We start from the raw sequence: 23,208 nt of genomic DNA, 5'->3' as shown, positions 1-23,208 counted from the left end.
CCCTGGTTCAAGGAGGAACCGCGTTGTCCACACCAGCACTGAGCACGACGTCGATGACCGGTCTGCGCAAGGCCGCCATCCTGCTCGTACGGATGGGCAAGGAGTACTCGACCCGGGTGCTGGCGACCATGAAGGAGAACGAGGTCGAGGAGCTCTCCGCGGAGATCGCCCGCCTCGGCAAGCTCGAACCGGAGGTCGTGGTCGACGTCATCGACGAGTTCTACGCGATGGCGACGACGAAGCACGCCGGGGCGGGCGGCATGGCGTACGCCCGGGAGCTGCTCGAGGCGTCGCTGGGCACCGAGCGCGCCCAGCTGATCCTCGACCGGCTGCAGGCGTCGATGACCGACATGCCGTTCAACTTCCTCAGCCACGCCGACCCCCGGCAGCTGCTCTCCTACGTGCAGTACGAGCACCCGCAGACGATCGCGCTGGTCCTGGCGCACATCCCGTCGGCGCTGGCGTCCTCGATCCTGTCCGGGCTCGCACCCGAGGTGCAGTCCGACGTCGCGCACCGGATCGCCGTCATGGACCGCACCTCGCCCGACGTGATCCGCCAGGTGGAGCTGGCCCTGCAGCGCAAGCTCTCCACCGTGCTGCAGCCCGACGAGCTGTCGACGGTCGGCGGCCTCGGGCCGCTGGTCGACATCATCAACCGCGCCGACCGCACCACCGAGCGGCTCATCCTGGAGGCCCTGGAGGCTCGCAGCCCGGAGATCGCCGAGGAGATCCGCCGGCGGATGTTCATGTTCGAGGACATCGTCAACCTCGACGACCGTTCGGTGCAGCTGGTGCTGCGCCAGGTCGAGCCCGCCGACCTCGCCACCGCGCTCAAGGGCGTCAACGACGAGGTCCGCGGCAAGGTCACCGGCAACCTGTCCGAGCGCGGCCGGGAGAACCTGCTCGAGGAGATGGACCTCATGGGCCCGGTCAAGGTGCGCATGGTCGAGGAGGCGCAGCAGAAGATCGTCTCGGTGATCCGCTCGCTCGAGGACTCCGGCCAGATCGAGATCCAGCGTGGCGGCGAGGCCGATGAGCTCATCGCCTGAGGAACGGCCGGTGCTGCGCGGCACGGTGGCCGACTCCGCCACGACTGCCCGCTTCGGCGTGGACCTGCGCAAGGGCGTACCGATGGACAGCGCCCCCGTGGAGCGGGCGAAGCAGGAAGCCCGCACCGCCGGCTATGCCGAAGGCTGGGCCCAGGGCCAGCGAGCCGCCGCGCAGGAGGCCGTGGCGGCCGCGGAGCGGGCGCGGGCCCGGGAGCTCGCGCACGAGCAGCGCCGCGCCGCCGCGCTCGCGCAGGCGGTCAACGCCCTCGGCCGGGCCGTCACGGGCCTGGAGACGCAGCTCATGCCCACCCTGCACGAGCTGCAGGAGGCGGTGCTGGCGCACGCCTTCGAGCTGGCCGAGGCGATCGTCGGCCGGGCCATGGACGACCCGGAGGGCCGGGCCGCGGCCGCCCTGCGCCGCGCCATGAACGCCGCCCCGGAACAGGGCGACATCGTGGTCAGCCTGCATCCCGAGGATTTCCGCAATCTGGTCGGCACGGCAACCGACGCCGACTACAACTACGAGGGTCGGCCGGTGCACCTGCGCCCCGACCCGGCCCTGCGCCCCGGCGACGCCGTGGCGGAGACCGGTACGACCACGGTGGACGCGTCCATCGCCGCTGCCGTCGCCAGAGCGCGAGAGGCTCTCCGAGTGTGAGGTAGTCGCCGCCCGTGACCGACGTCTTCCGCAACCGCATCAACGCCGCCCTCACCGCGGCCAGGCCGCTGAGCCGAGGCAAGGTGACCGGCGCCGTCGGCCTGCGGGTGACGGTCAGCGGACTGGATGCCCGCGTCGGCGACCTGCTGCAGATCGGCGAGGGCGACGAGGCCGTCTTCGCCGAGGTGGCCGCCCTCGACGGCGAGCGCCTCTCCTGCCTGCCGCTCGGCCCCATCGCCGGCCTGGGCACCGGCAGCCCTGTGGTGTCGACCGGCGGGCCGCTGCGCGTACCGGTCGGCCCGGACCTGCGCGGCCGGATCCTCGACGGCCTGGGCCGCCCCATGGACGGCGGGCCCCCGCTCAAGGGCGACCTGGTCAGCATCGAGGCGGCCCCACCGTCCGCCATGGAACGCCAGCTCGTCGACGCCCCGATGCAGCTGGGCGTCCGCGTCCTGGACACCCTCGTCCCGTGCGGCCGCGGCCAGCGCATCGGCATCTTCGCCGGATCCGGCGTCGGCAAGAGCACGCTCATGTCGATGATCACCCGGGGCACCACCGCGGAACTGAACGTCGTCGCCCTGGTCGGCGAGCGCGGCCGCGAGGTCCGCGAGTTCATCGAGCACGACCTGGGACCGGAAGGCCTGGCCCGCTCGGTGGTCGTGATCGCGACCTCGGACACCCCGCCCCTGGTCCGGCTCCGCGCGCCCATGGTCGCGACCCGCATCGCCGAGTACTTCCGCGACGAGGGCCAGGACGTCCTCATGCTGATGGACAGCGTGACCCGGGCGGCGATGGCCCAGCGCGAGGTCGGCCTCTCGGTCGGCGAACCGCCCGCGACCCGAGGCTATCCCCCGTCGGTCTTCGCGATGCTCGCCTCCCTGCTGGAACGCGCCGGCCCGGGCGCCCGCGGCAGCATCACCGGCCTCTACACGGTCCTGGTAGAGGGCGACGACCACAACGAACCGATCGCCGACGCGGCCCGCTCGATCCTCGACGGCCACATCGTCCTGGACCGCAAGCTGGCCACGGCCGGGCACTTCCCGAGCATCCAGGCCCTCGACTCCATCTCCCGGGTGGCCAACAAGATCACCACTCCGGAGCAGCGCAGCGACGCCACCGAGCTGCGCCGGATGATGGCCGCCCACCGCGAGATCCGGGAGCTGGTCGAGATCGGTGCCTACGTGCCCGGCACGAACCCGGATGCCGACCGGGCGACCGCGATCTGGCCGCACATCACCGCGTTCCTGCGGCAGGGGTTGGACGAAAAGGTCTCTGCGGAGCAGGCTTGGGCTCAACTCCGTCAGCTGATCGCGGGGTCTTGATTCTTTTCAGGTACGGGCACGGACAAGCGCTGTGGCACACGGCGATGCCCTGCCGGGACCGGGCCGTTGCGCCGCTGCCGGGCTGATCGGATGGTCCGGGCGGCCGCGCTGCCGACGCCGGGCCGTTGCGCCCGCGCCGGGCCGGACACGCGACCCGCGGCGGGGTGCAGGTCGGGTGCAGGGGCTCAGTGGGGGGCCGGGTGGGCCGACCGGGTCAGTGAGAGTTCTTTTGGGAGGTCCCGTGAATCGCCTGTTCCGGCTCGGTCCCGTGCTGCGCGCCCGTAAAGCTCAGGAGGACGCTGCGCGGGGGGCGGTCATCCAGTCCCGGCAGGAGATCCGGGATGCGCAGGCGCTGGTCAAGCGACGGCAGCTGGATCTGGCCGGGGCAGATGCGCCGACCGAGGGCACCGCGCGGGCCATGGTCGCGTCGATGGTCGCCCGGCAGTCCATGGCCGCCACGCTGTCCGGTGCGCACCGGATGGTCGTGGACGCCGAGGAGCGCACCCGTGACAAGGAGGCCGAGCTGGCCGTCGCCGCCCGCCGGCGCCGGGCCGTGGAGATGCTGGCCGAGCGGCACGCCGAGACCGTACGCCGGCACGACCTCGCGGTGGAACAGGTGGCGCTCGACGAGATCGCGGTGACGACGAAGGCCCGCAACGCCGCCCGGGGTGTCGACGGGACCACCGAGCAGCGGGCCAGCTCGCTGCGCACGGGCGCCGGCACGGTCGCCGACCGCCAACGGTCCGCCGCCGCGCGCGAGGACGCCGCGCGGGAGACCGCGAACTCCGTCGCCGCCCAGCGGCCGCTGATCGACCTCGCCGACGCGCGGCAGGCCATCGAGGCCACCCGCGCCCAGTTGTCCCTTGCCGCTAAGCGCGCTCCGGAACCCGCCGAACTCAGACACGAAGGCAACGCCGACGACGATCACGGGAGCCGCGCATGATGGGTGTTCAGGGTGTTCTGTCCCGCATCTCCGAGCTGCAGTCACAGCTGGGAGTCGCCACCCCCTCGACCACCTCCGCCACTTCCGGCCCATCGTTCGCCAGCGCACTCGCAGACGCCAAGGGCACCGGCACCACCTCGTCGGGCGTCACCGGGCAGGCGGTCGTCGACGCCGCCAAGAAGTACCTCGGCACCAAGTACGTCTTCGGCAGCACCGACCCCGCGAAGGGCCTCGACTGCTCCGCGCTGGTGCAGCGGGCGTACAAGGACCTCGGGGTGGACCTGCCCCGGACCTCGCGCGAGCAGGCCCGGGTGGGCACGAAGGTGGACAGCCTCGCCGACGCCCGGCCCGGCGACATCCTCGCGTTCGACTCTCCGGTCGACCACGTCGCCATCTACCTCGGCGACAACAAGATGATCGCCGCTCCCAAGCCGGGCGACCACGTCAAGATCCAGTCGGTGTACGAGACCCCGACCCACATCCGCCGCGTGGTCGGCACCGAGGCGACCGCCGGCGTGGCGAGCGCGGCCGGCACTGCCGCCGTACGCCCGGCCAGCCTCCAGAACGGCACCTCGCTCGCCGGCGTCCCGTACGCGGACATGTTCATGAAGGCGGGCGCCAAGTACGGCGTCTCGCCGAAGCTGCTCGCCGCCGTCGCCAAGGTCGAGTCGGGCTACAACCCGAAGGCGGTCAGCAAGGCCGGCGCGCAGGGGCTCATGCAGCTGATGCCGGCGACCGCGCGCGGCCTCGGGGTGCACAACTCGTTCGACCCCCAGCAGGCGATCAACGGCGCCGCGAAGCTGCTCTCGAGCCACTTGAAGGAGTTCAAGTCGCTGCCGTTGGCGCTCGCCGCGTACAACGCGGGCGGCGGCAACGTGCACAAGTACGGCGGCATCCCGCCGTTCGCCGAGACCCAGGCGTACGTGCCGAAGGTTCAGAAGGCCCTGGCCGCCCTCGGCTGAGGCGGCTCGGCGACGAGGAGGCACCCATGACCAGCTCCGTCACCGGCCCCGACCGTAAACCGGCGGCCGACACCGGGCGGCGTACGGGCTCGCGCTCCGGCGACGGCGGCGAGGCTTTCGGCTCCGCCCTGTCCGCCGAGCTCGACCGGGCTCCCGACCGTACCGGTGATGACCGGGCCCGGATCGCCCAGGACCGCGCCGCCGACAGCCAGGAGCGCGCCGCGCAGAGCCGTGAGCGGGCGTCCGAGGCCCGCGACCGGACGACCGCGACCCGCGACCGGGCGTCGGAGGCCCGGGACCGCTTCGCCGAGCAGCAGCGTCTGTCCCAGGCGCGGGCCGCGGCCCGGCGGACGACGGCGCAGCGTCCCCCGGTGAGCCGTCCGGAGAGCACCCGCCCGGAGGGACCCAGGCCGGATTCCGGACGTCCCCAGGGCGCCAGGCCGGACAAGACCCGGCCGGAGGCCGCCGGCGCGGGCGACGCCCGGCCGGTGACTAAGCGCGCGGAGAGCGACGCGCCCGAGGAGACGACCGCCCTGGACGAGACCACGGTGGCGGAGGCCGAGGCCACCACGGACGAGGCCGCAACTCCTGCCACACCTCCGGCCTTCGTCATCGCCGGCACCACGACGCCGACCACCGTGACCGCCCCAGCAGCTGCCGACACCCCGGCGGCGTCCGGTCCGGCCGGCGCGGTCGGGGCTGTCGCCCGGCCCTCCGCCGGCCTGCCCACCGCCCCGGCCGTACCCGCAGACGCCGCTCAGGCTCCCGCCGCGGCGCCGGCAGAAGCGCAGCCGGCGGCACCGGCCCAGCCGCAAGCTCAGCCCGCCGCCCAGCCGGCGGCACCGGCCGCAACGCAGACCGGCCCGCAGACCGGCGTGCCGGCGGCTTCCCAGCCGGATGCGCAGGCCCAGGCCGCTGCCGCTCAGCCGGTCGGCATCCCGCTCACGCCGGACACCACGGCCCAGACGGTGACTCCGCAGGCCGGCGCCGCCGCGCCCAACGTGCAGACCGAGCAGGGCGGCCTGCCGGCCGCCACCGTCCCGGCGGACCCGGCGCTCACCGCGGCCATGACCACGGCGGCCGGCGGAACAGACCCCGGAACTGCAGCGGCGGTCCCCGCCACGACACCGGTCACAGCCGCCCCTGCCGACCCTGCGGCCACGGCAACCGCAGCGACACCGGCGGCCACGACCGAGCAGGCGGCCGCGGTACCCACCGAGCCCAGCGCCGGCCCGGCGGCGAGCGCCGACCGTACCGAGGCACCGGCGACCGGGACTCCCGTCGCGGAACAGACCGCGTCCGGCTCGGGCGCGGACACCGGCGCAGACGCGGCGAACACCGGGCAGGGTTCCGGCGCTTTCGCTCCTCCTCCGAGCCAAAACGTCGCCGGATCGGATGCGCCTGCCGCCCCGGCCGGGATCGTTCCGGCGGCACCCGCCGCACCGGCGGCACCAGCAGCACCGGTATCCACCCCGGCACCGCCCGCGGCACCGCCGCTGCCGGGGCCGGTGGCCATGCAGCTCGCCACCCGGATCACCCCGCTGCGCCTGGACGCCGACGGGGTGCACCGGCTCACCGTCAACCTGCACCCGGTCGACCTCGGACCGGTCCAGATCATCGCGGAGATCCGCAACGGCGACATCACGGTGCAGCTGGCCAGCTCGACCGACGCCGGCCACGAGACGCTGCGGGACGCCATGGACGACCTGCGCCGCGAGCTCGAGCAGTCCGGCTTCGGCAACACCTCGCTGGACCTGCGGCAGGGCACCGGTCAGGAGCAGGCGCGGCAACAGTTCTCGTCGTTCATGAACAACGGTGGGGGTGGGAACGGCGGCTCCGGGCGTACCGGAAACGGGCCGGCGGCCGCGCCCGCCGAGAGCGCCCCACCGGTGCCTTCCCGCCCCGCCGGCACCAGCCGTCTGGACGTGCAGGCTTAAGCTCCGAAACCTGGAAAATTGGGGCTAAGCGATTCCGGGAGCCCGCCGAACCTGAAGCTGAGGGTCACCACCGAAGGTTCAGGAGGACCGGTCGCATGACTTCGCCGATCAACGGATTCGTCAGCAACAAGTACGACGACAAGAGCGCCGGCGCCACGTCCATGTACACCAACAAGACGAAGGTCGACGCGGGCAGCAAGTCGGTCGGCGACCAGGACACCTTCCTGAAGCTGCTGGTGGCCCAGCTGAAGTACCAGGACCCCTCGAACCCGGCGGACTCCACCCAGTTCCTGGCGCAGACCGCCCAGTTCACCCAGGTCGAGAAGCTCGGCCAGATCGCCCAGATGATGCAGGCCCAGCAGTTGATCGGCGCCAGCGCGCTGGTCGGCCGCACGGTCACGTACCAGGACGCCAACGGCGTCAGCCAGACGGGCGTCGTCACCCGGACGAAGCTCAACGGAGACAGCGAACCGACGCTCGTGGTCGGGAACACGGATGTGCAGCTGTCGAAGGTCACGGAAGTCCAGCAGTCGGCGGCCGCGCAGCCCGCGGCCGGCACCGGACAGACCGCTACCCCGAACACCGCCTCCGATTCCGCTACCACGAAGGACAACTGACCTATGCTGCGTTCCCTTTTCTCCGGCATCAGCGGCCTGCGCGCGCACCAGCAGATGATGGACGTGACCGGCAACAACATCGCCAACGTGAACACGACCGGTTACAAGTCGAGCCAGACCGTCTTCCAGGACACGCTGTCGCAGATGGTCAACGCCGCCGGTGCCCCGCAGAACCAGGCGGGTGGCACGAACCCGGCGCAGGTCGGTCTCGGTGTGCGCACCGCGAGCATCAACGCCAACTTCAGCCAGGGCGCCGCGCAGACCACCGGCAAGTCCGGCGACATGATGATCCAGGGCGACGGCTTCTTCATCACCAAGAGCGGCGGCGAGTCGGTCTACACCCGCGCCGGCTCCTTCACCTTCGACGCGAACGGCTCGCTGACCACCCCGAACGGCCAGATCGTGCAGGGCTGGAGCGCCGACACCCAGGGCGTGGTCAACACGGCCGGCGCCCCGGACGACATCAAGCTGCCGATCGGCATCAGCCTCCAGCCGGTGGCGACCACGAAGTTCACCCTGACCGGCAACCTGTCGTTCGAGGCCGCCGTGGGCCCCACCAGCGCCAAGACCATCCCGATCCCGACGATCGACGCCAACGGGCAGTCGGGCACGCTCGAGGTCGTCCTGACCAAGATGACGAACGACCCGTCGGGTGTCGCACGGTGGCAGATGACCATGCCGAACGTGACGCCCGCGGTTCCGGCGCAGACGATCTACTTCCCGGGCGGGCGGGCGTCGACCTCTCTCGTGCCGGCGCCGGGCTCGGATCAGACGACGATGAACGGCTACGCCATCGACTTCAAGGACGTCACCCACTACGCCGGTAACACCGAGGCCCGGGTGAGCGCGTCGGACGGTTCGGCGGCGGGCATCCTGAGCTCGTACACCGTGTCGAACACCGGGCAGATCGTCGGCGTGTTCTCCAACGGCCTGAAGCAGACCCTCGGCCAGCTGGCCCTGGCGAACTTCAACAACGTCAACGGTCTCGAGAAGATCGGTGACTCGATGTTCCGCAGCACGGTGAACTCGGGTCTGGCCCAGGTCGGCTCCGCCGGCTCGGCGGGTCTCGGCCTCATCACCAGCGGCGCGCTGGAGATGTCGAACGTCGACCTGGCGCAGGAGTTCACCAACCTGGTCATCGCCCAGCGCGGCTTCCAGGCGAACAGCCGGATCATCACCACCTCGGACGAGATCCTCCAGGAGCTCGTCAACCTCAAGCGCTGATAGCCGTACGGCCGGCGGAAGCCGGGACGGGTCTCACGGCCCGCCCCGGCTTCTCTGTATCCGGCGCACCTCGCACCCGTAAAGAGACCGGAGCGCGCTCATCAGCAACCGCCGCTCCGCCGAACTGTCAAGTGACGGGCCACGGATGGCCCCCACCAGCCGCTATGACGCCCCAAGGACGGATGTCGTGATCCTCGTAACCCGCCTCAACGGAGCCGTTTTCGCCCTCAACCCGGACCTGGTCGAGCGTGCCGACTGCACGCCCGACACGGTCATCACGCTGGTGGACGGCACCAAGTACGTCATCGCCGAATCCGTGCCCGAGTTCATCGACTCGGTGCGCCACTACCGCGCCTCGCTGATCGCCCAGGCGAGCCGCATCGAGGCCGAGCCGGCCCACCTGACCGACACCGAGGACGAGCAGGCGACGCAGACCTCTGCGACCGTGCTGCCGCTGCACCGGAAGGACCGCTGATGGACCTCGCCACCATCGTCGGTGTAGTCGTCGCCCTGGCGATCGTCTTCACCGTGCAGATCCTGGAGGGCGGCAGCCCGGCCTCCATCATCCTCATCCCGTCGATGCTGCTGGTCTTCGGTGGTGCGTTCGCAGCCGGCATGGCGGGCGGCGTGATGAAGGACGCGCTCGGCGTCGGCAAGCTGCTGCAGAAGGCCTTTCTGGCCAAGGTGACGCCGCCGAACAAGCTCGTCGACGACATCGTCAAGCTCGCCGAGCGGGCCCGCCGCGAGGGCCTGCTGGCGCTCGAGGACGCGGTCAAGACGGTCGAGCACCCGTTCCTGAAGCGGGGCCTGCAGCTCGCGATCGACGGTACGGACCCGGAGGAGCTGCACGACATCCTCCACGCCGAGGTCGCCGCGAAGAAGAAGGCCGACAAGGCCGGCATGAAGATCTTCGAGAACATGGGCGGCTACGCCCCGACCGTCGGCATCATCGGCACGGTCATGGGCCTCGTGCACGTGCTCGAGAACCTGGACCAGCCGGAGACGCTCGGCCACTCCATCGCCGCGGCGTTCGTCGCGACGCTCTGGGGCGTGCTCTCCGCGAACCTCATCTGGCTGCCGGTGGCGGCCCGCCTGACCCGTCTCTCCGGCATCGAGGCCGAGGAGATGGAGCTCGTCATCGACGGCGTGCTGGCCATCCAGGCCGGCTCGAACCCGCGCCTGGTCGCGCAGAAGCTGCGCAGCCTGCTGCCGCCGGACGCCGCCAAGGCCGCTGAGGCCGCCGCCAACAACAAGAAGGCTGCGTAAAACCATGGCTTCCGGGGGAGGACCGCGGCGTAAGAAGGGCGGTCACGAGGAGCACGAGGAGCACGTCAACCACGAGCGCTGGCTCGTGTCGTACGCCGACATGCTCACGCTGCTCTTCGTGCTCTTCGTCGTGCTGTTCAGCATGAGCAACGTCGACAAGAACAAGTTCGCCGAGCTGGCCGCCGGCCTGTCCGCGGGGTTCGGCGCGGCCAGCCCGGCGTTCCAGGGCAACACGTCGCACTTCGAGGGCGCGGGGCAGGCCACCACCGTCGTGCCGATCGACCCGGGGGTCAACCCGGGCGAGGGCGGCGACGGCACCGACAACATGACCCAGGCGCAGAAGGCGGCCGTGGCCCGCGCTGTGCAGGCCGAGGACCGCAAGCTGGCCTCGGCCAACGCGCGGATCGCGACCAAGGAGGCGGAGAACCTGAAGGAGATCGAGCACCGGATCTCCGACGCCCTGGCGAAGGCCAAGCTGCTCAACCAGGTCAAGTTCACCATCAACCAGCGCGGCCTGGTGGTCACCATCGTCACCAACGAGGTGGTCTTCGCCGGCAACCGCGCCGAGCTCCAGGACGGCGGCCGGACGATCCTGAACGCGATCGCGCCGACGCTCGAGAAGCTGCCGAACAACATCGAGGTCGACGGTCACACCAACCAGCTCAAGGCGACGGTGAGCTACTACCCGAGCGGCTGGGAGCTGTCCGCGGCCCGGGCGTCCACCACGGTGCGCTACCTGGTCGACCACGGCCTGGCCAAGGACCGGATGAGCGCGGTCGGCTTCTCCGACACCAAGCCGCTCATCGACCCGAAGGACGAGCGGTCCATCACGATGAACCGCCGGGTCGACGTGGTCGTCCTGACCACGCTGAAGGCCGAGCAGGCCGCATTGATCCCCGCTGCGGCCGGCGCCGACGCCAAGCTGCACACCGGCGAGACGACGGCCGAGGCCAACGCTAAGGCGGCGGCCGGCACGACCGAATCAAGCACCGGGCACACCCCGACCACCACCACCACCACCACCACCGACTGAGACGACAGGAGGAGTTCCGATGGCGAAGGACGACAAGAAGGACGGCGCGGCGGAGGCGCCGAAGAAGTCCAAGAAGCTGCTCATCATCATCGCGCTCGCCGTCGTGCTGCTCGGCGGAGGCGGCGCGGGCGCCTGGTTCATGTTCCTCAAGGGCGATGCGGCCGAGGCGAAGGAGCCGGAGCCGGTCAAGGGCGCGGTCGTGGCGATCGAGAACCCGCTCACGATCAACCTGGCCGACGGTCACTACCTGAAGATGGGCTTCGCCCTGCAGATGACCGAGGAGGCCGGTGAGGAGAAGATCGACACCTCCGAGGCGCTCAACCTCGCCATCGACCAGTACACCGGCATGAAGATCGGCGAGCTGGAGACGGAGAAGGGCCGCGAGTCGGCGAAGTCGGAGCTGCTCGAGAAGATCGAGAAGGCGTACAACGTCGAGGACAAGCACCTCGTGATGGGCCTCTACTTCACCTCGTTCGTCACTCAGTAACACAGCGATTCCGGTGGGCGGGTCCGCAGCGTGCGGATCCGCCCATCGCGCGTATCAGGGGGCATAGCACTCCTCACGGCTCAGCGGCTGCGCAACCGAGCCGATGAGGACGACGTGACCATGTCTCCGACGCGCAAGATGTCCCGGCGGGGGAACGCGGGGCCCACGGCGTACGACTTCCGCCGGCCCATCAAGCTGTCCCGGGAGCACGTCCGGACGCTGCAGATCTCCTTCGAGACGTTCGCCCGCAGCTGCGGAACCCTGCTCACCACCCGCCTGCGCACGGTCAGCAGCGTCTCGCTGATCTCCATCGAGCAGCTGAACTATGACGAGTACGTCGCCTCGCTGACCAACCCGACCGTGATCGCCGTGGTGTCGCTCGACCCGCTGCCCGGCACAGTCCTGCTGGAGATGGCCACCTCCGCGGTGATGACCGCTATCGACCACATGCTGGGCGGCCCGGGCGGGCCCCAGCCGGAGCGCCCGCTGACCGAGGTCGAGATGCCGCTGCTGCGCGGCCTGCTGGAGCGGATGCTGGGTGAGCTGCGCTACGGCTTCGAGTCGCTGATCGACATCCAGCCGAACCTGCGCGAGATCGAGTACAACGCCCAGTTCCTGCGCGCGCACCAGCCGGGCGACGCGGTGGTGATCGCCTCCTTCGAGATGAAGATCGGCACCGAGGAGTGCGTGGCCAGCATCTGCCTGCCGTTCAACACCATCCTCCCGGTACTGGAGAAGCAGGACGCGATCGAGCTGACACCGGCCGAGCGGCAGGTCCGCGAGATCTCCCTGCGCAACCTCACGGCCGGACTTTCCGCGGCGCCGATTGACGTAGCTGTCCGATTCCAGCCCATCCGGATGCGTACCGATGACATCGTGGATCTACGCCCCGGTGACGTCGTGCCGCTGGGGCACCCGACCAGCGTGCCGCTCGAGGTGACCGTCAACGAGACCGTTTTCGCACACGCAGTCCCCGGTAACCAGGGCGCCCGGCTCGCCTGTCTCGTCGTGCCGACGCCCAAGGAGGAAGAACGTCGATGACCGCTCCCACGATCACCGAGCCGCAGCTCGCGCTGGTCCGTACCGCCGCGGAGGCGGCCCTGGCGGTGCTCCCCACGAGCCGGGAGCTCATGATCGGGGCGCCGGTGAACGCGACCCCCGACATGCTGACCTCCGGCCAGGCGATCACTGCGAAGTTCAGCGGTGCGGCCACCGGTGAGGCGGTCGTCGTGGTGGGCCAGGACCTGGCCGACGCGCTGAAGGAGAGCCCGCTCGGCGAGCTGGACCTGACCGCCGCCGTACGCCCGGCCCTCGAGGCCGCCGCCCGCGCCTTCGGCCCGGTGGTCCTCGATCCGGGTCAGCTCATGGAGCCCGGGGTAGCGCTCAGCGCGATCGCCGCCAAGCCGGGCGCGGTCGCGGTGCCGCTGCTGGACGGCGGGGAGATCCGCGCCGTCCTGGCGTTGACCCTCACTCCGTGGCCGGGGCACCCGGAGCCCGGCGGGGTGGCGCGGCGCGGCGCGTCCGACGTGGCGCCGTTGCGCGGTGGCCTGGACATGCTCCACGACGTCGAGATGGAGGTCTCGGCGGAGCTGGGCCGCACCCGGATGAGCGTGCGGGAGCTGCTGTCGCTGATCCCGGGCGCCATCGTTGAGCTGGACCGTGCCGCCGGCAGCCCGGCCGATCTGCTGGTCAACGGCCGGCTGATCGCCCGGGGTGAGGTCGTCGTGATCGACGAGAACTTCGGCATCCGGATCACCGAGATCATCACTCCCGGCAGCGAACGGGAGTAGGCGTGTTCGAGCTCGTCCTGCGCATCGGCTTCTCCCTGCTGGTCGTCTTCGGCCTGATGTGGGGACTGGCCCGGGTCGCGCGCCGGGGCGGGCTCAGCAGGCGCGGCTCGGGCAACCTGGCGGTGCTCAACCGGCAGTCGCTGAGCCGCGGCTCGTCGGTGGCGGTCGTGCAGGTGGCGGACAAGGCGCTGATCCTCGGGATCACCGACAACCAGGTCAGCCTGCTGGGCGAGACGGAGCTCGAAGCCTTCGCCCACGAGCCGCACGTGGCCGCGACGAAGCGCGCCCCGCTCGCCGTGCCGGCGGACGACGTGCTGCCGGCCGCCCACCCGACCGTGCTGCCGCACCACGGCGGCAAGCTCGAGGGCTCGATCCTGTCCCCGCGCACCTGGACGTCGACCCTGGACTTCCTGCGCGACCGGACGACGAGGCGCTGACATGGGGCGGCGAGCAGTCGTACTGCTTTTTCTGGTCCTGGGGGCTCTGCTGCCCGCAGCGGCGGCGGAGGCGACGCCGCAGCCTGCGCCGGCGGCCGTGGCGCGCTATGAGCTGCCGCAGGCTCCGGGCCCGACCCCGCCGGTGGCACCGACGGTCCGGCCCAGCGGCGGCTCCATCAACTTCAACATCAACGGTACGAATCCCGACGGCAGCAAACCGGCCACGTCGCTGGTCATCGTCCTGGGCCTCACCCTGCTGTCGGTGGCGCCCGCCGTGCTGCTGCTGTGCACGTGCTTCACCAAGGTGTTCATGGTTCTCGGGATCACCCGCAACGCGCTGGGGCTGACCAGCATGCCGCCCAACCAGGTCCTCGCCGGGCTGGCGTTGTTCATCAGCATGTTCATCATGGCGCCGGTGCTGACCCAGGTGAACGAGCAGGGCGTGCAGCCCTATCTGGCCGGCGACAAGAACCAGTCGCAGGCGTTCCGCGACGGCGTGCAACCGCTGCGCGACTTCATGATGAAAAGTACGCGCGAGGACGAGCTGGCCCTGCTGATCAAGGTGTCGGGCCAGCAGAAGCCGGCGACCAAGGAGGACGTCGAGCTGACCACGCTGATCCCGGCGTTCGTCCTGTCCGAGCTGCGGGCCGCCTTCATCATCGGGTTCGTCATCTTCATCCCGTTCCTCATCATCGACATGGTGGTCTCCGCGTCGCTGATGTCGCTCGGCATGATGATGTTACCGCCGGTAACCGTGGCGATGCCCTTCAAGCTGCTGCTGTTCGTGCTGGTCAACGGCTGGGGGCTGATCATCACCGCGCTCGTGAGCTCGTACCGGTGAACTCCGACGTCGCCATCGCCCAGCTGGTCGCGGTCCTCCTCGGCGCGGCCCGCGCCGGGGCGTGGCTCCTCCTCTGCCCGCCGTTCAACTCACGCCTCATCCCCGGGCAGGTCAAGGCGCTGCTGTCGGTGGGGATCGCGCTGCCGATGACGCCCTACCTCACCACGAGCGTGCCGACGATCCAGACCTCGGCGATCATCTCGGCCGCCGTTCTGCAGATCTTCGTCGGCGCCGCCCTGGGCTTCATCACCTTCCTGTTCTTCGCCGCGATCCAGGCGGCCGGCGACATGATCGACGTCTTCGGTGGCTTCACCCTGGCCACCGCGTACGACCCGCTGTCGCAGAACCAGAGCTCGGTCTTCGGCCGCTTCTACAACCTGGTCGCGGCGACGCTGCTGTTCGCCAGCGACGGCCACCAGCTGGTGCTCCGCGGGTTCATGGAGTCGTACAAGACGATGCCGCTGGACGCCAGCTTCTCGATGGAGACCTTCAGCCGGCTGCTGACCGACGGCGTCGGCGAGATGTTCATCGCCGCGATCCAGATCGCCGGGCCGCTGATCGCCGTGCTGTTCCTCACCGATGTCGCGTTCGGCCTGCTCAACCGGGTGGCGCCCGCGCTCAACGCGTTCCAGCTGGGCTTCCCGGCGAAGATCTTCCTGGTGCTGACCCTGTCCGGCACCGCGATCGCCATCCTGCCCCGGGCCCTGGACGGCCTGATCGACAAGGCGGTCAGCGCGGTCGTCCACCTCAGCGGCGGGGGGTGAGCCGTGTCCGGGGAGAAGACCGAACAACCCACAGCGCAGAAACTCAAGAAGGCCAAGCAGGAGGGCCAGATCGGGCGCAGCCAGGACGTGGGCGCCTGGTTCGGGATGCTGGCCGCGAGCATCATGCTGCCGCGCACGCTGAGCTCGGCGATGGACCACGCCAAGGAGCTGATGGCCAAGATCCCGGACGTCGTCGCCGACCCGGACCCGCAGATCGCGCTCGGCATCCTCAAGGACGGCCTGATGAGCGCGGTCTGGGCGGTCCTGCCGCTGGCCCTGACGATGATGGCGGTCGGCATCGCGGCGGCCGGCGCGCAGGGCGGTATCCGGGTCGCGACGAAGCTGTTCATCCCGAAGTTCAGCCGGCTCAACCCGCTGCCCGGCATCAAGAAGATGCTCGGCCCGCAGGCCCTCTGGGAGGGCACCAAGGCGCTGATCAAGACGGCTGTGCTGGCCATCGTGCTCTACATGACGATGAAGGACATCGTCCCGATGCTCATGACCGCCGGGCGGCTGCAGATCGGCTCCCTGCTCGGTGTGGTGAACGACGCCACCATCGGGCTGATCCGGGCGGCGTCCATCGCCGGCATCGTGATGGCCGCCGCCGACTACTTCGTCGTGCGCCGCCGCACCAACAAGCAGCTGCGGATGACGAAGGAAGAGGTCAAGCAGGAGCACAAGAACACCGAGGGCGACCCGCACCTCAAGGGGCACATCCGGTCCAAGCAGATGGCGATGGCCCGCAACCGGCAGATGGCGGACGTGCCGACCGCCGACGTGGTTCTGGTCAACCCGACCCACGTGGCCGTGGCGCTGCGCTACGACCCCGAGAAGGGCGCGCCCCGGGTGATCGCCAAGGGGCAGGGCGCGCTCGCGCAGAAGATCCGGGAGCTCGCCACCGAGCACCGCATCCCGATGGTGCAGGACGTGCCGCTGGCCCGGGCGCTGGAGAAGAGCGTCGACGTGGGGCAGGAGATCCCCGCCGAGTTCTACGGGGCGGTTGCCAAGGTGCTGGCGTTCGTGATGAGCCTGAAGGCTCGTGGGTCAGCCGCAGGAGTGCATCGCAACCCGAACCCCACCCCGGCGGCAGCTTAGTCATAATCTGGGAGATTTCCTCACATCACGGCCGCCGCTGCGGGACCATCAGCAGGTGGAAGGGGGGCCGTGAGGAACCTGAACATGAGCAGATTCGCCGTACCCATCGGGGTCATCGGCATCATCGTCATGATGGTCGTGCCGCTGCCGACCTTCCTGCTCGACCTGCTGATCGCGACGAACATCACGGGCGCCCTGCTGATCCTGCTCGTCTCGATGTTCGTTCAGAAGCCCCTGGACTTCTCGGTCTTCCCGGCCCTGCTCCTGGTCATGACGCTGTTCCGGCTGGCCCTCAACATCAGCGCGACCCGGCTGGTGCTGCGCGACGGCGACGCCGGCAAGGTCATCCACGCGTTCGGCGACTTCGTCGTCGGCGGCTCGCTCGTCATCGGCCTCGTGATCTTCCTGATCCTGATCATCGTGCAGATGATCGTCGTCACCAAGGGTGCCGAGCGCGTCGCCGAGGTGGGCGCCCGCTTCACCCTCGACGCCATGCCGGGCAAGCAGATGGCGATCGACGCCGACCTCAACGCCGGCCTCATCAACGAGTCCGAGGCCAAGAAGCGCCGGGCCGAGGTGGCCGCGGAGGCCGACTTCTACGGCGCCATGGACGGTGGCTCGAAGTTCGTCAAGGGCGACGCCATCGCCGCCATCATCATCACCGTCATCAACCTGGTCGGTGGCTTCGCGGTCGGCATCCTGCAGCACGGCCTCTCCCCCGCGGACGCGATGAACCAGTACAGCCTGCTGACCGTCGGCGACGGCCTGGTCTCGCAGATCCCGGCCCTGCTGCTCTCGGTGTCCACCGGTCTCATCACGACGCGCTCGGCGACCTCGGGCGACATGGGCAGCAGCGTCACGGCCCAGCTGGGGCAGAACAAGCTGGCGCTGCGGATCGCCGGCGGTGCCGCCCTCGGCCTCTGCGTCATCCCGGGCCTGCCCAAGGTGCCGTTCCTGATCATCGGCGCGACGGTGCTGTTCATCGCCCAGCGGATGAAGGACCCGGAGCCGGAGGCCGAGGCGGAGGCGGCGGCCGCCGAGGCCGAGCGGCCCACCCCGGACTCCCCCGAGCAGCTGCTCGGCGAGATGCGGGTCGACCCGCTGGAGCTGGCGCTCTCGCCGGACCTGGTGGACCTGGTCGACACCAACGGCGGCGACCTGCTGGACCGGGTCCGGGCCCTGCGCCGCAAGATGGCGCTCGAGCTGGGCATCATCATGCCGCCGGTGCGGACCCGCGACGACCTGGACCTGCCACTGTCGTCGTACGCGATCCGCATCTCCGGCGTCGACGCCGGCGCCGGCCAGGCACCGCCCGGCACCGTCCTGGCGATCGGCGACGGCCTGCAGGCGCTGCCCGGACGCGCGGGCGTGGAGCCCGTCTTCGGCCTGGCGGGCAAGTGGGTGCCGGCCGAGCTGCACTACCAGGCCGAGCTGTCCGGCGCGACGGTCGTCGACCGAGCCTCGGTGATCATCACCCACCTCGCCGAGATCGTCCGGCAGAACGCCAGCCGCCTGCTCGGCCGCGAGGACGTGCGGTCGCTGACCGAGATGGTCAAGCGCACCCACCCCGTGGTGGTCGAGGAGCTGACCCCGTCGCTGCTCAGCCTCGGCCAGATCCAGCGGGTCCTGCAGGCCCTGCTCGACGAGGGCGTACCCATCCGCGACCTGGTCCGGATCTTCGAGGCGCTGTCGCTGCGCGCCAAGGTCTCGGCCGACCACGACGGCCTGGTCGAGGCCGCCCGCGCCGCGCTGGGCCCGGCCATCGCCGCCCAGTACGCCACCGGCGGCCGCCTCACCGTCATCACCCTCGACCCGATGCTCGAGCAGAACCTGCTGGAGTCCCTGCGGCCGAGCGAGACCGGCGCCTTCATGGCGATCGACGGGATGCGGGCCGAGGCGATCGTGACCGAGGCCGGTCAGCTCGTGGAGGCGGCGGAGCAGTCCGGCATCACCCCGGTCCTGGCCTGCTCCCCGCAGCTGCGGCTGCCACTCATGCGTCTCCTGCGCGCCGGCTCGCGCCGCGTGCAGGTGCTGTCCTACTCGGAAATCTCAGGTTCCACCGCACAGATAGAAACCATGGGGGTGGTGAACGGTGCCTACGCGGGTGCTGCTTGAGGGTCCGGCCATCGAGCCGTTGCTGGCGCAGGTGCGCGACGAGTACGGCTCTTCGGTGCGGATCATCTCGGCGGACAAGGTCCGCACGGGAGGCTTCGGCGGGTTCTTCGCCAAGCAACACTACGAGCTGTCCGTCGAGGTCCCCGACCCCGACGAGCGGACCGACCCACCGCCGCGCCGGCCGGCACCGGCCGACGACGGCCCGCAGACGCTGGAACAGCTGCTGGCCCGGGCCGAGTCGCGGGACCGGATCGCGCCCGGCGACGGCCCGGCGCTCTCCGACCGGGCGGCGGGGCGGGACGCGGGGATGGGCGACACCGCGGCGGCGGTCGGCGGGCTGGAGCCGAGCACGCCACCCGGCCGCGGTATGTCCGACCCCAGCTCCGCGTTCGCCGAGCTGATGGCCAACCTGGACCGGGCGGAGGCGTACAACCGCCCGTCGCCGCGGCCGCAGGACGGCGAGCCGGAGCGGCCGGAGAGCCCGACGGTGCGGCCGTTCCGCCCGGCTCAGGCCACCGGCTCACCGGTGAACGGCGGGCCGTCGCCGGCGGTGCGGCCGCTGCCGCCCGTACCGTCGCTGGCGGAGCTGATGGGCGGCCTCGGGGTGAACGACGCCCCGGCGTTCCCGCCCAGCGCGGCGGCGAACCGGGCCGCGCAGAACCCCGCACCGCCGCGCAATGCGGCCGCCGCGGCGGCGTACGGCATCGCGCCGACCTCGCCGGCGCCCGCGCCCACCTCGCTGGCCGAGTCGCTCGGCGGTCTCGGCCTCGGACCCACGTCCGGGCCGCCGACCGTGGCGCGCGTGACCTCGGCGCCGCCGGCACCCGTCCGGCCGCCGCACTTCGACACCGTGCAGCAGAACCTGATGCGGGTCGGCATGCCGCCGGAGATGGCCGCGGAGATCATCGGCGGGGACACGTACGCGGGAGTGCTGAGCGTGCTGGCGGCCCGCCCGTCGGCGCCGGCCGTGCCGGATGCTCCGGGCGAGATCCTCGTGCTCGCGGGCGACCTCGACCATGCCCTGCCGATCGGCCGGCAGCTGTGCGAGCAGGCCGGCCTCGACCAGTCGCACCTGCTGCTGGGCGGGCCGACCGCCGCCGGCACCGGCATGCACTCGTCGCGGGTGCTGGGCGACCCGCCCACCGCCGCCACCAGGGCGGAGAAGCTGCAGAGCGCCGACCACGCCTGGATCGTGGTGGTGGACGCGGCGGTCGGGCGTACGGACCCGATCTGGGTGAACGACATGTGCGACGCGCTCGGGGCCACGGCCGTGTGGGCGGTCGTCGACGCCACCCGCAAGACCGCGGACACGGCCCGGCACGTACGCGCGCTCGGCGACGTGGAGGCGCTGGTGGTGCACAACGTGGACATCACCTCGGACCCGGCGACCGTGCTGGGCCTGGACCTGCCGATCTACTCGCTCGACGGCAAGCCGGCCACCCCGCACTCCTGGGCGGCGCTGCTGTGTGCCCGGATCGCCGCGGACGTGGTCCCCATGGCCGCCCTGCCCCGCCGGCCGGCCCGCCGAGGCTGACCCGTGATCCGCCCCTCCGTCCTGCTGTTCGCGCTGCTGATGAGCGCGCCGGCGCTGTATCGCTACGTGCTCGACGAGATCGACGTCACCGAGGTGCTGATCCGGTTCCTCATCGCCGTGCCGATCGCCGCGATACTGCTCGCCGCGCTGCGCTTCGTCACGGCGGGGTACGGCCGGGCGGAGGAGCGGGGCACCCCGGTGACGCCGACGCCGGACAACCGGGAGCCGGGCTCCGACACGCCTTGACAGTTCGTTAACAATTGCCTGCTTTGGCAGTATGTTACCTCCGGTGAGCGACTGCCCACCGGAGGTGAACGGTGCCCACTGACCGTCCGATCATCGTCGTCGGCTGCCCGCGCTCGGGTACCACGATGCTGCAGCTCATGCTGCACGCCCATCCACGGATCGCGATTCCGCCGGAGACGCGGTTCGTACTCGCCGCGTACCGCGAACGTCAGGAGTTCGGCGACCTGCGGATGCCGGAGAACCGGCGAGCGCTGGCGCGGCGCATCGTGGACCGGCAGGAGACCCGCTTCTGCGACCTCGGCCTCGACCCCGAGGAGACCGTCGAGCGCATCGCGGCCGCACAAGGCACGCTGGGCTCGGTGCTCGGCACGATCTTCCAGCAGTACGCGGCGCGTTTCGGCAAACCGCGCTGGGGCGACAAGCGGCCGGCGTACCTGCACAACGTCGACATCCTGCTGCGGCTGTTCCCCGACGCCCAGTTCATCAACATCGTCCGCGACGGCCGGGACTGCGTGGCGTCGCTGAAGGAGATGTCCTGGCATCGCAAGGACATCTACGCCACCGTGGCCGCCTGGGCGCGCGCGGTGGACGACGCGCGCCGCGCGGCCCGCAAGCTCGGCAGCTCCCAGTGGTACGAGCTGCGCTACGAGGACCTGGTCGCCGATCCGCACGGGCGGCTCCGGGAGCTGTGCGCGTACCTGGGTGAGGACTACGACGCGGCCATGGCGGAGCCGTCGACGGTCGCGCAGGTCGCGGTGCCGTCGTTCAAGACCTGGCACGCCCGTACGCACACACCCGTCACGACCCAGCGGGTGCAGAGCTGGCAGAGCCGGCTGACGGCGGAGGAGATCGCTCTGTGCGAGGCGGCGCTGGGCAGCCGCCTGGTGGCCAACGGCTACGAGCTGTCGGGCGCGATGCGGCCGGCGCCCTCGGATTTTCTCCGCTACCAGTGGACGGCGGCACCGCAGCGGTGGGAACCCGCCCGCCGGAGCATCAGCCGGGCGGCCTTCCGCCTGCGTCGCGACTCCGACCTCGCGCACCGGCCCGCCTCGGTCCTGGCGCAGCGCACGGGATCGGACACCGCCGCGGACCGGCGCGTCGACGCCGGCTGAGTCCGCCGAACGGTCATGTCCTGGCCGCCGGAGCGCCAGGACATGACCGTGGTGGCTCACACGAGTGAGAGGGAGAACCTTCCCTTGCCGTACCGGGCGACCTCGATGACGAGGTCCAGCCGCTTGCCGAGGGCCAGCAGCTGCGCCCGGGCGTCGTTCGGCAGCGGGTTGCCGGGGTAGATCACCTGGTAGAGCTTGACGTGCGGCGCCCCCTCCCGGTTGAGGAGGCTGGTGAACACGTTGCAGAGCTCGAAGACGTTCTCGGCGAGGTTCGGGAAGAGCGTCTTCTCCTCGATGCTGTCCTCGGCGGCGCCGACCGGCAGCAGGCCGAGGGCGGCGCCCGCGTTGGCGGCGAGGCTCAGCGTCATGCCGAGGACGGCGTACATGCGCTGGGACGTGTCCGTGTAGATGGCGAACAGGCCGGTGGGCAGGTTCTCCGCGGTCATGGGATCGCCGGGAGAGACGTTGACGTCGCGGCCGAGGAGGTCCTCGAAGAGGTTGCGGACGGCGAGCGGGGCGGGAATGACCGAGGTGTCAGACATGGCTATATCATCCCAAAATAGGAGAGAAGACCTCATCGAATTGCTCTGCAGTGAAGGGCTTGACGATGAAGAACGCCGAGCCGGCGCTCTCCGCAGCGGTCTTCATCTCGTCGGTGCACTCGGACGTCACGAAGCCGAACTTGACGTTGTTCCCCGCCGCCCGCAGCTTGCGCAGCACGTCGATGCCGGTCATCTCGGGCATGTTCCAGTCCGAGATGATCAGGTCGGGCTTCTCCGCCTCCGCCTTCTCCACGGCCTCGGCGCCGTCCGAGGCCTCCACCAGGTCATGGCCGTCGAAGCCGGCCTGCCGCAGCGTCCGGGTCACGATCTGGCGCATGACCCGGCTGTCGTCCGCAATCAGGATCTTCATGCCGACGCCTCCCCCTGCTTCACGCTCTGCCACATCGTGATGGAGATCGGCTGGCCGTCCCAGACGCCGTACAGGCCACTGATCTGCTCGGCGGCCGGGTAGTACGACGCGGTGTCCGGCGCCAGCACCACGGTCGGCAGGGACAGGAAGCACCCCGCCGGCAGCATGGCCTTCACGTTGCCGCCGACGATGTTCGCCAGCTCGCCGAGGACGTCGGAGGTGTCCTCCTGCCCGACCTCGTCCTCCTCCATCGCAAGGAAGGCCGCGGCGGCCTTCTTGGCGGCCTGCAACGAGCACGCGTAGACCAGGTGGCCGTGCCAGGTGCCGGTGATGGACACCGTGGAGTGGACCTCGGTCGCCTGCTTCTCGTCACCCGTCAGCACCAGCGGGCTCACGCCCTCGGGGTCGAGGTATGACACCCAGACCTGCTCCACCATCTCGGCGAGGTCATCCTGGGTCACCACGGTTTCGACGCTCATGAGTTCGCTCCGGTCGGTACCAGGCCCAGCAGGGCCAACTTTTCGATCATCGCGCCCTCGGTGAAGGGCTTGATCACGTATTCGTGGGCGCCCGCGGCGAGCGCCCGGACGATCTGGCTCTGTTCGCTCTCGGTCGTGACCATGACCAGCGTCATCTCCCGCAGCCGGGGTTCCGCGCGCACCTTGGTCACGAACTCGAGACCGTTCATGTTCGGCATGTTCCAGTCGATGAGGGCCAGTTCCGGCACCTCGGTCATCGTGGCGAGCAGGTCGAGGGCCTCCTGGCCGTCACCCGCCTCGATCGCCTCGAAGTTCAGCTTCGCGACGATGCGCTTCAGAATCATGCGCATCGCCCGGGAGTCGTCGATCACCATCGCCCGCACCG

Annotated in this window: 26 protein-coding genes; 22 read left to right on the top strand and 4 right to left on the bottom strand. The window is 70.6% G+C overall.

The features are described from left to right. Positions 1-23: 23 nt before the first annotated feature. The 22 genes from fliG (at position 24) to AB0J80_RS01560 (ending at position 21,432) form a co-directional block, all read left to right on the top strand. Entirely contained in the window at positions 24-1,049 is a 1,026-nt protein-coding gene (gene fliG / locus AB0J80_RS01665) for a flagellar motor switch protein FliG (RefSeq protein ID WP_364699148.1), read from the top strand. Beyond that, positions 1,033-1,707 (top strand): FliH/SctL family protein, encoded by a 675-nt coding sequence (locus AB0J80_RS01660; protein ID WP_364699147.1) that lies wholly within the window; start codon positions 1,033-1,035, stop codon positions 1,705-1,707. The genes fliG and AB0J80_RS01660 overlap by 17 nt, the downstream gene beginning before the upstream one ends. Before the next feature lie 14 nt (positions 1,708-1,721). After that, complete coding sequence (locus AB0J80_RS01655; RefSeq protein ID WP_364699146.1) at positions 1,722-3,029, top strand: FliI/YscN family ATPase; 1,308 nt, start codon at positions 1,722-1,724, stop codon at positions 3,027-3,029. Between the two features lie 241 nt (positions 3,030-3,270). Next, positions 3,271-3,972 (top strand): hypothetical protein, encoded by a 702-nt coding sequence (locus AB0J80_RS01650; RefSeq protein ID WP_364699145.1) that lies wholly within the window; start codon positions 3,271-3,273, stop codon positions 3,970-3,972. Then, positions 3,969-4,934, top strand: a complete 966-nt coding sequence (locus AB0J80_RS01645) for a transglycosylase SLT domain-containing protein (protein ID WP_364699144.1) — start codon at positions 3,969-3,971, stop codon at positions 4,932-4,934. Before AB0J80_RS01650 ends, AB0J80_RS01645 begins: the two co-directional genes overlap by 4 nt. Before the next feature lie 26 nt (positions 4,935-4,960). Next, positions 4,961-6,871 carry a flagellar hook-length control protein FliK gene (locus AB0J80_RS01640; protein ID WP_364699143.1) on the top strand — a complete coding sequence of 637 codons (1,911 nt, stop codon included), beginning with the start codon at positions 4,961-4,963 and terminating at the stop codon, positions 6,869-6,871. A 95-nt stretch (positions 6,872-6,966) separates the two neighbouring features. Continuing rightward, on the top strand, positions 6,967-7,488 hold the full coding sequence (locus AB0J80_RS01635; protein WP_364699142.1) for a flagellar hook capping FlgD N-terminal domain-containing protein: 522 nt from the start codon (positions 6,967-6,969) through the stop codon (positions 7,486-7,488). 3 nt (positions 7,489-7,491) lie between these two features. Next, positions 7,492-8,712, top strand: coding sequence for a flagellar hook protein FlgE (locus AB0J80_RS01630; protein WP_364699141.1), 1,221 nt, complete (start codon positions 7,492-7,494; stop codon positions 8,710-8,712). A gap of 187 nt (positions 8,713-8,899) precedes the next feature. Further along, the gene (locus AB0J80_RS01625; RefSeq protein ID WP_364699140.1) at positions 8,900-9,187 is read left to right on the top strand and encodes a flagellar FlbD family protein; all 288 of its coding nucleotides are present in this window, start codon (positions 8,900-8,902) and stop codon (positions 9,185-9,187) included. Beyond that, the gene (locus AB0J80_RS01620) at positions 9,187-9,978 is read left to right on the top strand and encodes a flagellar motor protein (protein ID WP_364699139.1); all 792 of its coding nucleotides are present in this window, start codon (positions 9,187-9,189) and stop codon (positions 9,976-9,978) included. Before AB0J80_RS01625 ends, AB0J80_RS01620 begins: the two co-directional genes overlap by 1 nt. 4 nt (positions 9,979-9,982) lie before the next feature. Then, positions 9,983-11,011, top strand: coding sequence for a flagellar motor protein MotB (locus AB0J80_RS01615; RefSeq protein ID WP_364699137.1), 1,029 nt, complete (start codon positions 9,983-9,985; stop codon positions 11,009-11,011). 19 nt (positions 11,012-11,030) lie between these two features. Continuing rightward, positions 11,031-11,498: a flagellar basal body-associated FliL family protein gene (locus AB0J80_RS01610; protein ID WP_364699135.1), complete on the top strand. Its 468-nt coding sequence runs from the start codon at positions 11,031-11,033 to the stop codon at positions 11,496-11,498. 120 nt (positions 11,499-11,618) lie between these two features. Next, a complete protein-coding gene (locus tag AB0J80_RS01605) occupies positions 11,619-12,539 on the top strand; it encodes a flagellar motor switch protein FliM (RefSeq protein ID WP_364700142.1) in 921 nt (306 codons plus the stop codon). Next, complete coding sequence (fliN, locus tag AB0J80_RS01600) at positions 12,536-13,288, top strand: flagellar motor switch protein FliN (protein ID WP_364699133.1); 753 nt, start codon at positions 12,536-12,538, stop codon at positions 13,286-13,288. The genes AB0J80_RS01605 and fliN overlap by 4 nt, the downstream gene beginning before the upstream one ends. 2 nt (positions 13,289-13,290) lie before the next feature. Continuing rightward, a complete protein-coding gene (gene fliO, locus AB0J80_RS01595) occupies positions 13,291-13,725 on the top strand; it encodes a flagellar biosynthetic protein FliO (protein WP_364699132.1) in 435 nt (144 codons plus the stop codon). A 1-nt stretch (position 13,726) separates the two neighbouring features. Further along, entirely contained in the window at positions 13,727-14,566 is an 840-nt protein-coding gene (gene fliP, locus AB0J80_RS01590; RefSeq protein WP_364699130.1) for a flagellar type III secretion system pore protein FliP, read from the top strand. Next, positions 14,563-15,330: a flagellar biosynthetic protein FliR gene (fliR, locus tag AB0J80_RS01585; RefSeq protein ID WP_364699128.1), complete on the top strand. Its 768-nt coding sequence runs from the start codon at positions 14,563-14,565 to the stop codon at positions 15,328-15,330. The genes fliP and fliR overlap by 4 nt, the downstream gene beginning before the upstream one ends. 3 nt (positions 15,331-15,333) lie before the next feature. Further along, the gene (locus AB0J80_RS01580; RefSeq protein ID WP_364699126.1) at positions 15,334-16,425 is read left to right on the top strand and encodes an EscU/YscU/HrcU family type III secretion system export apparatus switch protein; all 1,092 of its coding nucleotides are present in this window, start codon (positions 15,334-15,336) and stop codon (positions 16,423-16,425) included. An 84-nt stretch (positions 16,426-16,509) separates the two neighbouring features. Further along, entirely contained in the window at positions 16,510-18,540 is a 2,031-nt protein-coding gene (gene flhA, locus AB0J80_RS01575) for a flagellar biosynthesis protein FlhA (protein ID WP_364699124.1), read from the top strand. Continuing rightward, complete coding sequence (locus AB0J80_RS01570) at positions 18,518-20,074, top strand: hypothetical protein (protein ID WP_364699122.1); 1,557 nt, start codon at positions 18,518-18,520, stop codon at positions 20,072-20,074. The genes flhA and AB0J80_RS01570 overlap by 23 nt, the downstream gene beginning before the upstream one ends. Positions 20,075-20,077: 3 nt before the next feature. Continuing rightward, positions 20,078-20,320 carry a hypothetical protein gene (locus tag AB0J80_RS01565; protein ID WP_364699120.1) on the top strand — a complete coding sequence of 81 codons (243 nt, stop codon included), beginning with the start codon at positions 20,078-20,080 and terminating at the stop codon, positions 20,318-20,320. Between the two features lie 71 nt (positions 20,321-20,391). After that, positions 20,392-21,432 (top strand): sulfotransferase, encoded by a 1,041-nt coding sequence (locus AB0J80_RS01560; RefSeq protein WP_364699118.1) that lies wholly within the window; start codon positions 20,392-20,394, stop codon positions 21,430-21,432. A 56-nt stretch (positions 21,433-21,488) separates the two neighbouring features. Here AB0J80_RS01560 and AB0J80_RS01555 read toward each other — a convergent pair whose 3' ends face one another. From AB0J80_RS01555 to AB0J80_RS01540, 4 genes are read right to left on the bottom strand one after another with little or no spacing between them, the layout of a single operon-like run. Continuing rightward, positions 21,489-21,974 carry a hypothetical protein gene (locus AB0J80_RS01555; RefSeq protein ID WP_364699116.1) on the bottom strand — a complete coding sequence of 162 codons (486 nt, stop codon included), beginning with the start codon at positions 21,972-21,974 and terminating at the stop codon, positions 21,489-21,491. A 7-nt stretch (positions 21,975-21,981) separates the two neighbouring features. Beyond that, a complete protein-coding gene (locus tag AB0J80_RS01550) occupies positions 21,982-22,344 on the bottom strand; it encodes a response regulator (RefSeq protein WP_364699114.1) in 363 nt (120 codons plus the stop codon). Then, positions 22,341-22,823, bottom strand: coding sequence for a chemotaxis protein CheX (locus AB0J80_RS01545; protein ID WP_364699112.1), 483 nt, complete (start codon positions 22,821-22,823; stop codon positions 22,341-22,343). The genes AB0J80_RS01550 and AB0J80_RS01545 overlap by 4 nt, the downstream gene beginning before the upstream one ends. Further along, positions 22,820-23,197 (bottom strand): response regulator, encoded by a 378-nt coding sequence (locus tag AB0J80_RS01540; protein ID WP_221478700.1) that lies wholly within the window; start codon positions 23,195-23,197, stop codon positions 22,820-22,822. Before AB0J80_RS01540 ends, AB0J80_RS01545 begins: the two co-directional genes overlap by 4 nt. Between the last annotated feature and the right edge of the window lie 11 nt (positions 23,198-23,208).

Origin of the sequence: Actinoplanes sp. NPDC049548 (assembly GCF_040676695.1) — a bacterium.
Taxonomy (GTDB): Bacteria; Actinomycetota; Actinomycetes; order Mycobacteriales; family Micromonosporaceae; genus Actinoplanes.
This window is presented reverse-complemented; position numbering and strand designations above follow the sequence as displayed.

What these genes read in the sequence shown, in the direction of transcription:
- AB0J80_RS01660 (WP_364699147.1), top strand. Translation starts at nt 1,033, where the DNA reads ATGAGCTCATCGCCTGAGGAACGGCCGGTGCTGCGCGGCACGGTGGCC.
- AB0J80_RS01645 (WP_364699144.1), top strand. Translation starts at nt 3,969, where the DNA reads ATGATGGGTGTTCAGGGTGTTCTGTCCCGCATCTCCGAGCTGCAGTCA.
- AB0J80_RS01640 (WP_364699143.1), top strand. Translation starts at nt 4,961, where the DNA reads ATGACCAGCTCCGTCACCGGCCCCGACCGTAAACCGGCGGCCGACACC.
- AB0J80_RS01635 (WP_364699142.1), top strand. Translation starts at nt 6,967, where the DNA reads ATGACTTCGCCGATCAACGGATTCGTCAGCAACAAGTACGACGACAAG.
- AB0J80_RS01630 (WP_364699141.1), top strand. Translation starts at nt 7,492, where the DNA reads ATGCTGCGTTCCCTTTTCTCCGGCATCAGCGGCCTGCGCGCGCACCAG.
- AB0J80_RS01620 (WP_364699139.1), top strand. Translation starts at nt 9,187, where the DNA reads ATGGACCTCGCCACCATCGTCGGTGTAGTCGTCGCCCTGGCGATCGTC.
- AB0J80_RS01615 (WP_364699137.1), top strand. Translation starts at nt 9,983, where the DNA reads ATGGCTTCCGGGGGAGGACCGCGGCGTAAGAAGGGCGGTCACGAGGAG.
- AB0J80_RS01610 (WP_364699135.1), top strand. Translation starts at nt 11,031, where the DNA reads ATGGCGAAGGACGACAAGAAGGACGGCGCGGCGGAGGCGCCGAAGAAG.
- AB0J80_RS01605 (WP_364700142.1), top strand. Translation starts at nt 11,619, where the DNA reads ATGTCTCCGACGCGCAAGATGTCCCGGCGGGGGAACGCGGGGCCCACG.
- fliN (WP_364699133.1), top strand. Translation starts at nt 12,536, where the DNA reads ATGACCGCTCCCACGATCACCGAGCCGCAGCTCGCGCTGGTCCGTACC.
- fliP (WP_364699130.1), top strand. Translation starts at nt 13,727, where the DNA reads ATGGGGCGGCGAGCAGTCGTACTGCTTTTTCTGGTCCTGGGGGCTCTG.
- flhA (WP_364699124.1), top strand. Translation starts at nt 16,510, where the DNA reads ATGAGCAGATTCGCCGTACCCATCGGGGTCATCGGCATCATCGTCATG.
- AB0J80_RS01555 (WP_364699116.1), bottom strand. Translation starts at nt 21,974, where the DNA reads ATGTCTGACACCTCGGTCATTCCCGCCCCGCTCGCCGTCCGCAACCTC.
- AB0J80_RS01550 (WP_364699114.1), bottom strand. Translation starts at nt 22,344, where the DNA reads ATGAAGATCCTGATTGCGGACGACAGCCGGGTCATGCGCCAGATCGTG.
- AB0J80_RS01545 (WP_364699112.1), bottom strand. Translation starts at nt 22,823, where the DNA reads ATGAGCGTCGAAACCGTGGTGACCCAGGATGACCTCGCCGAGATGGTG.
- AB0J80_RS01540 (WP_221478700.1), bottom strand. Translation starts at nt 23,197, where the DNA reads ATGGTGATCGACGACTCCCGGGCGATGCGCATGATTCTGAAGCGCATC.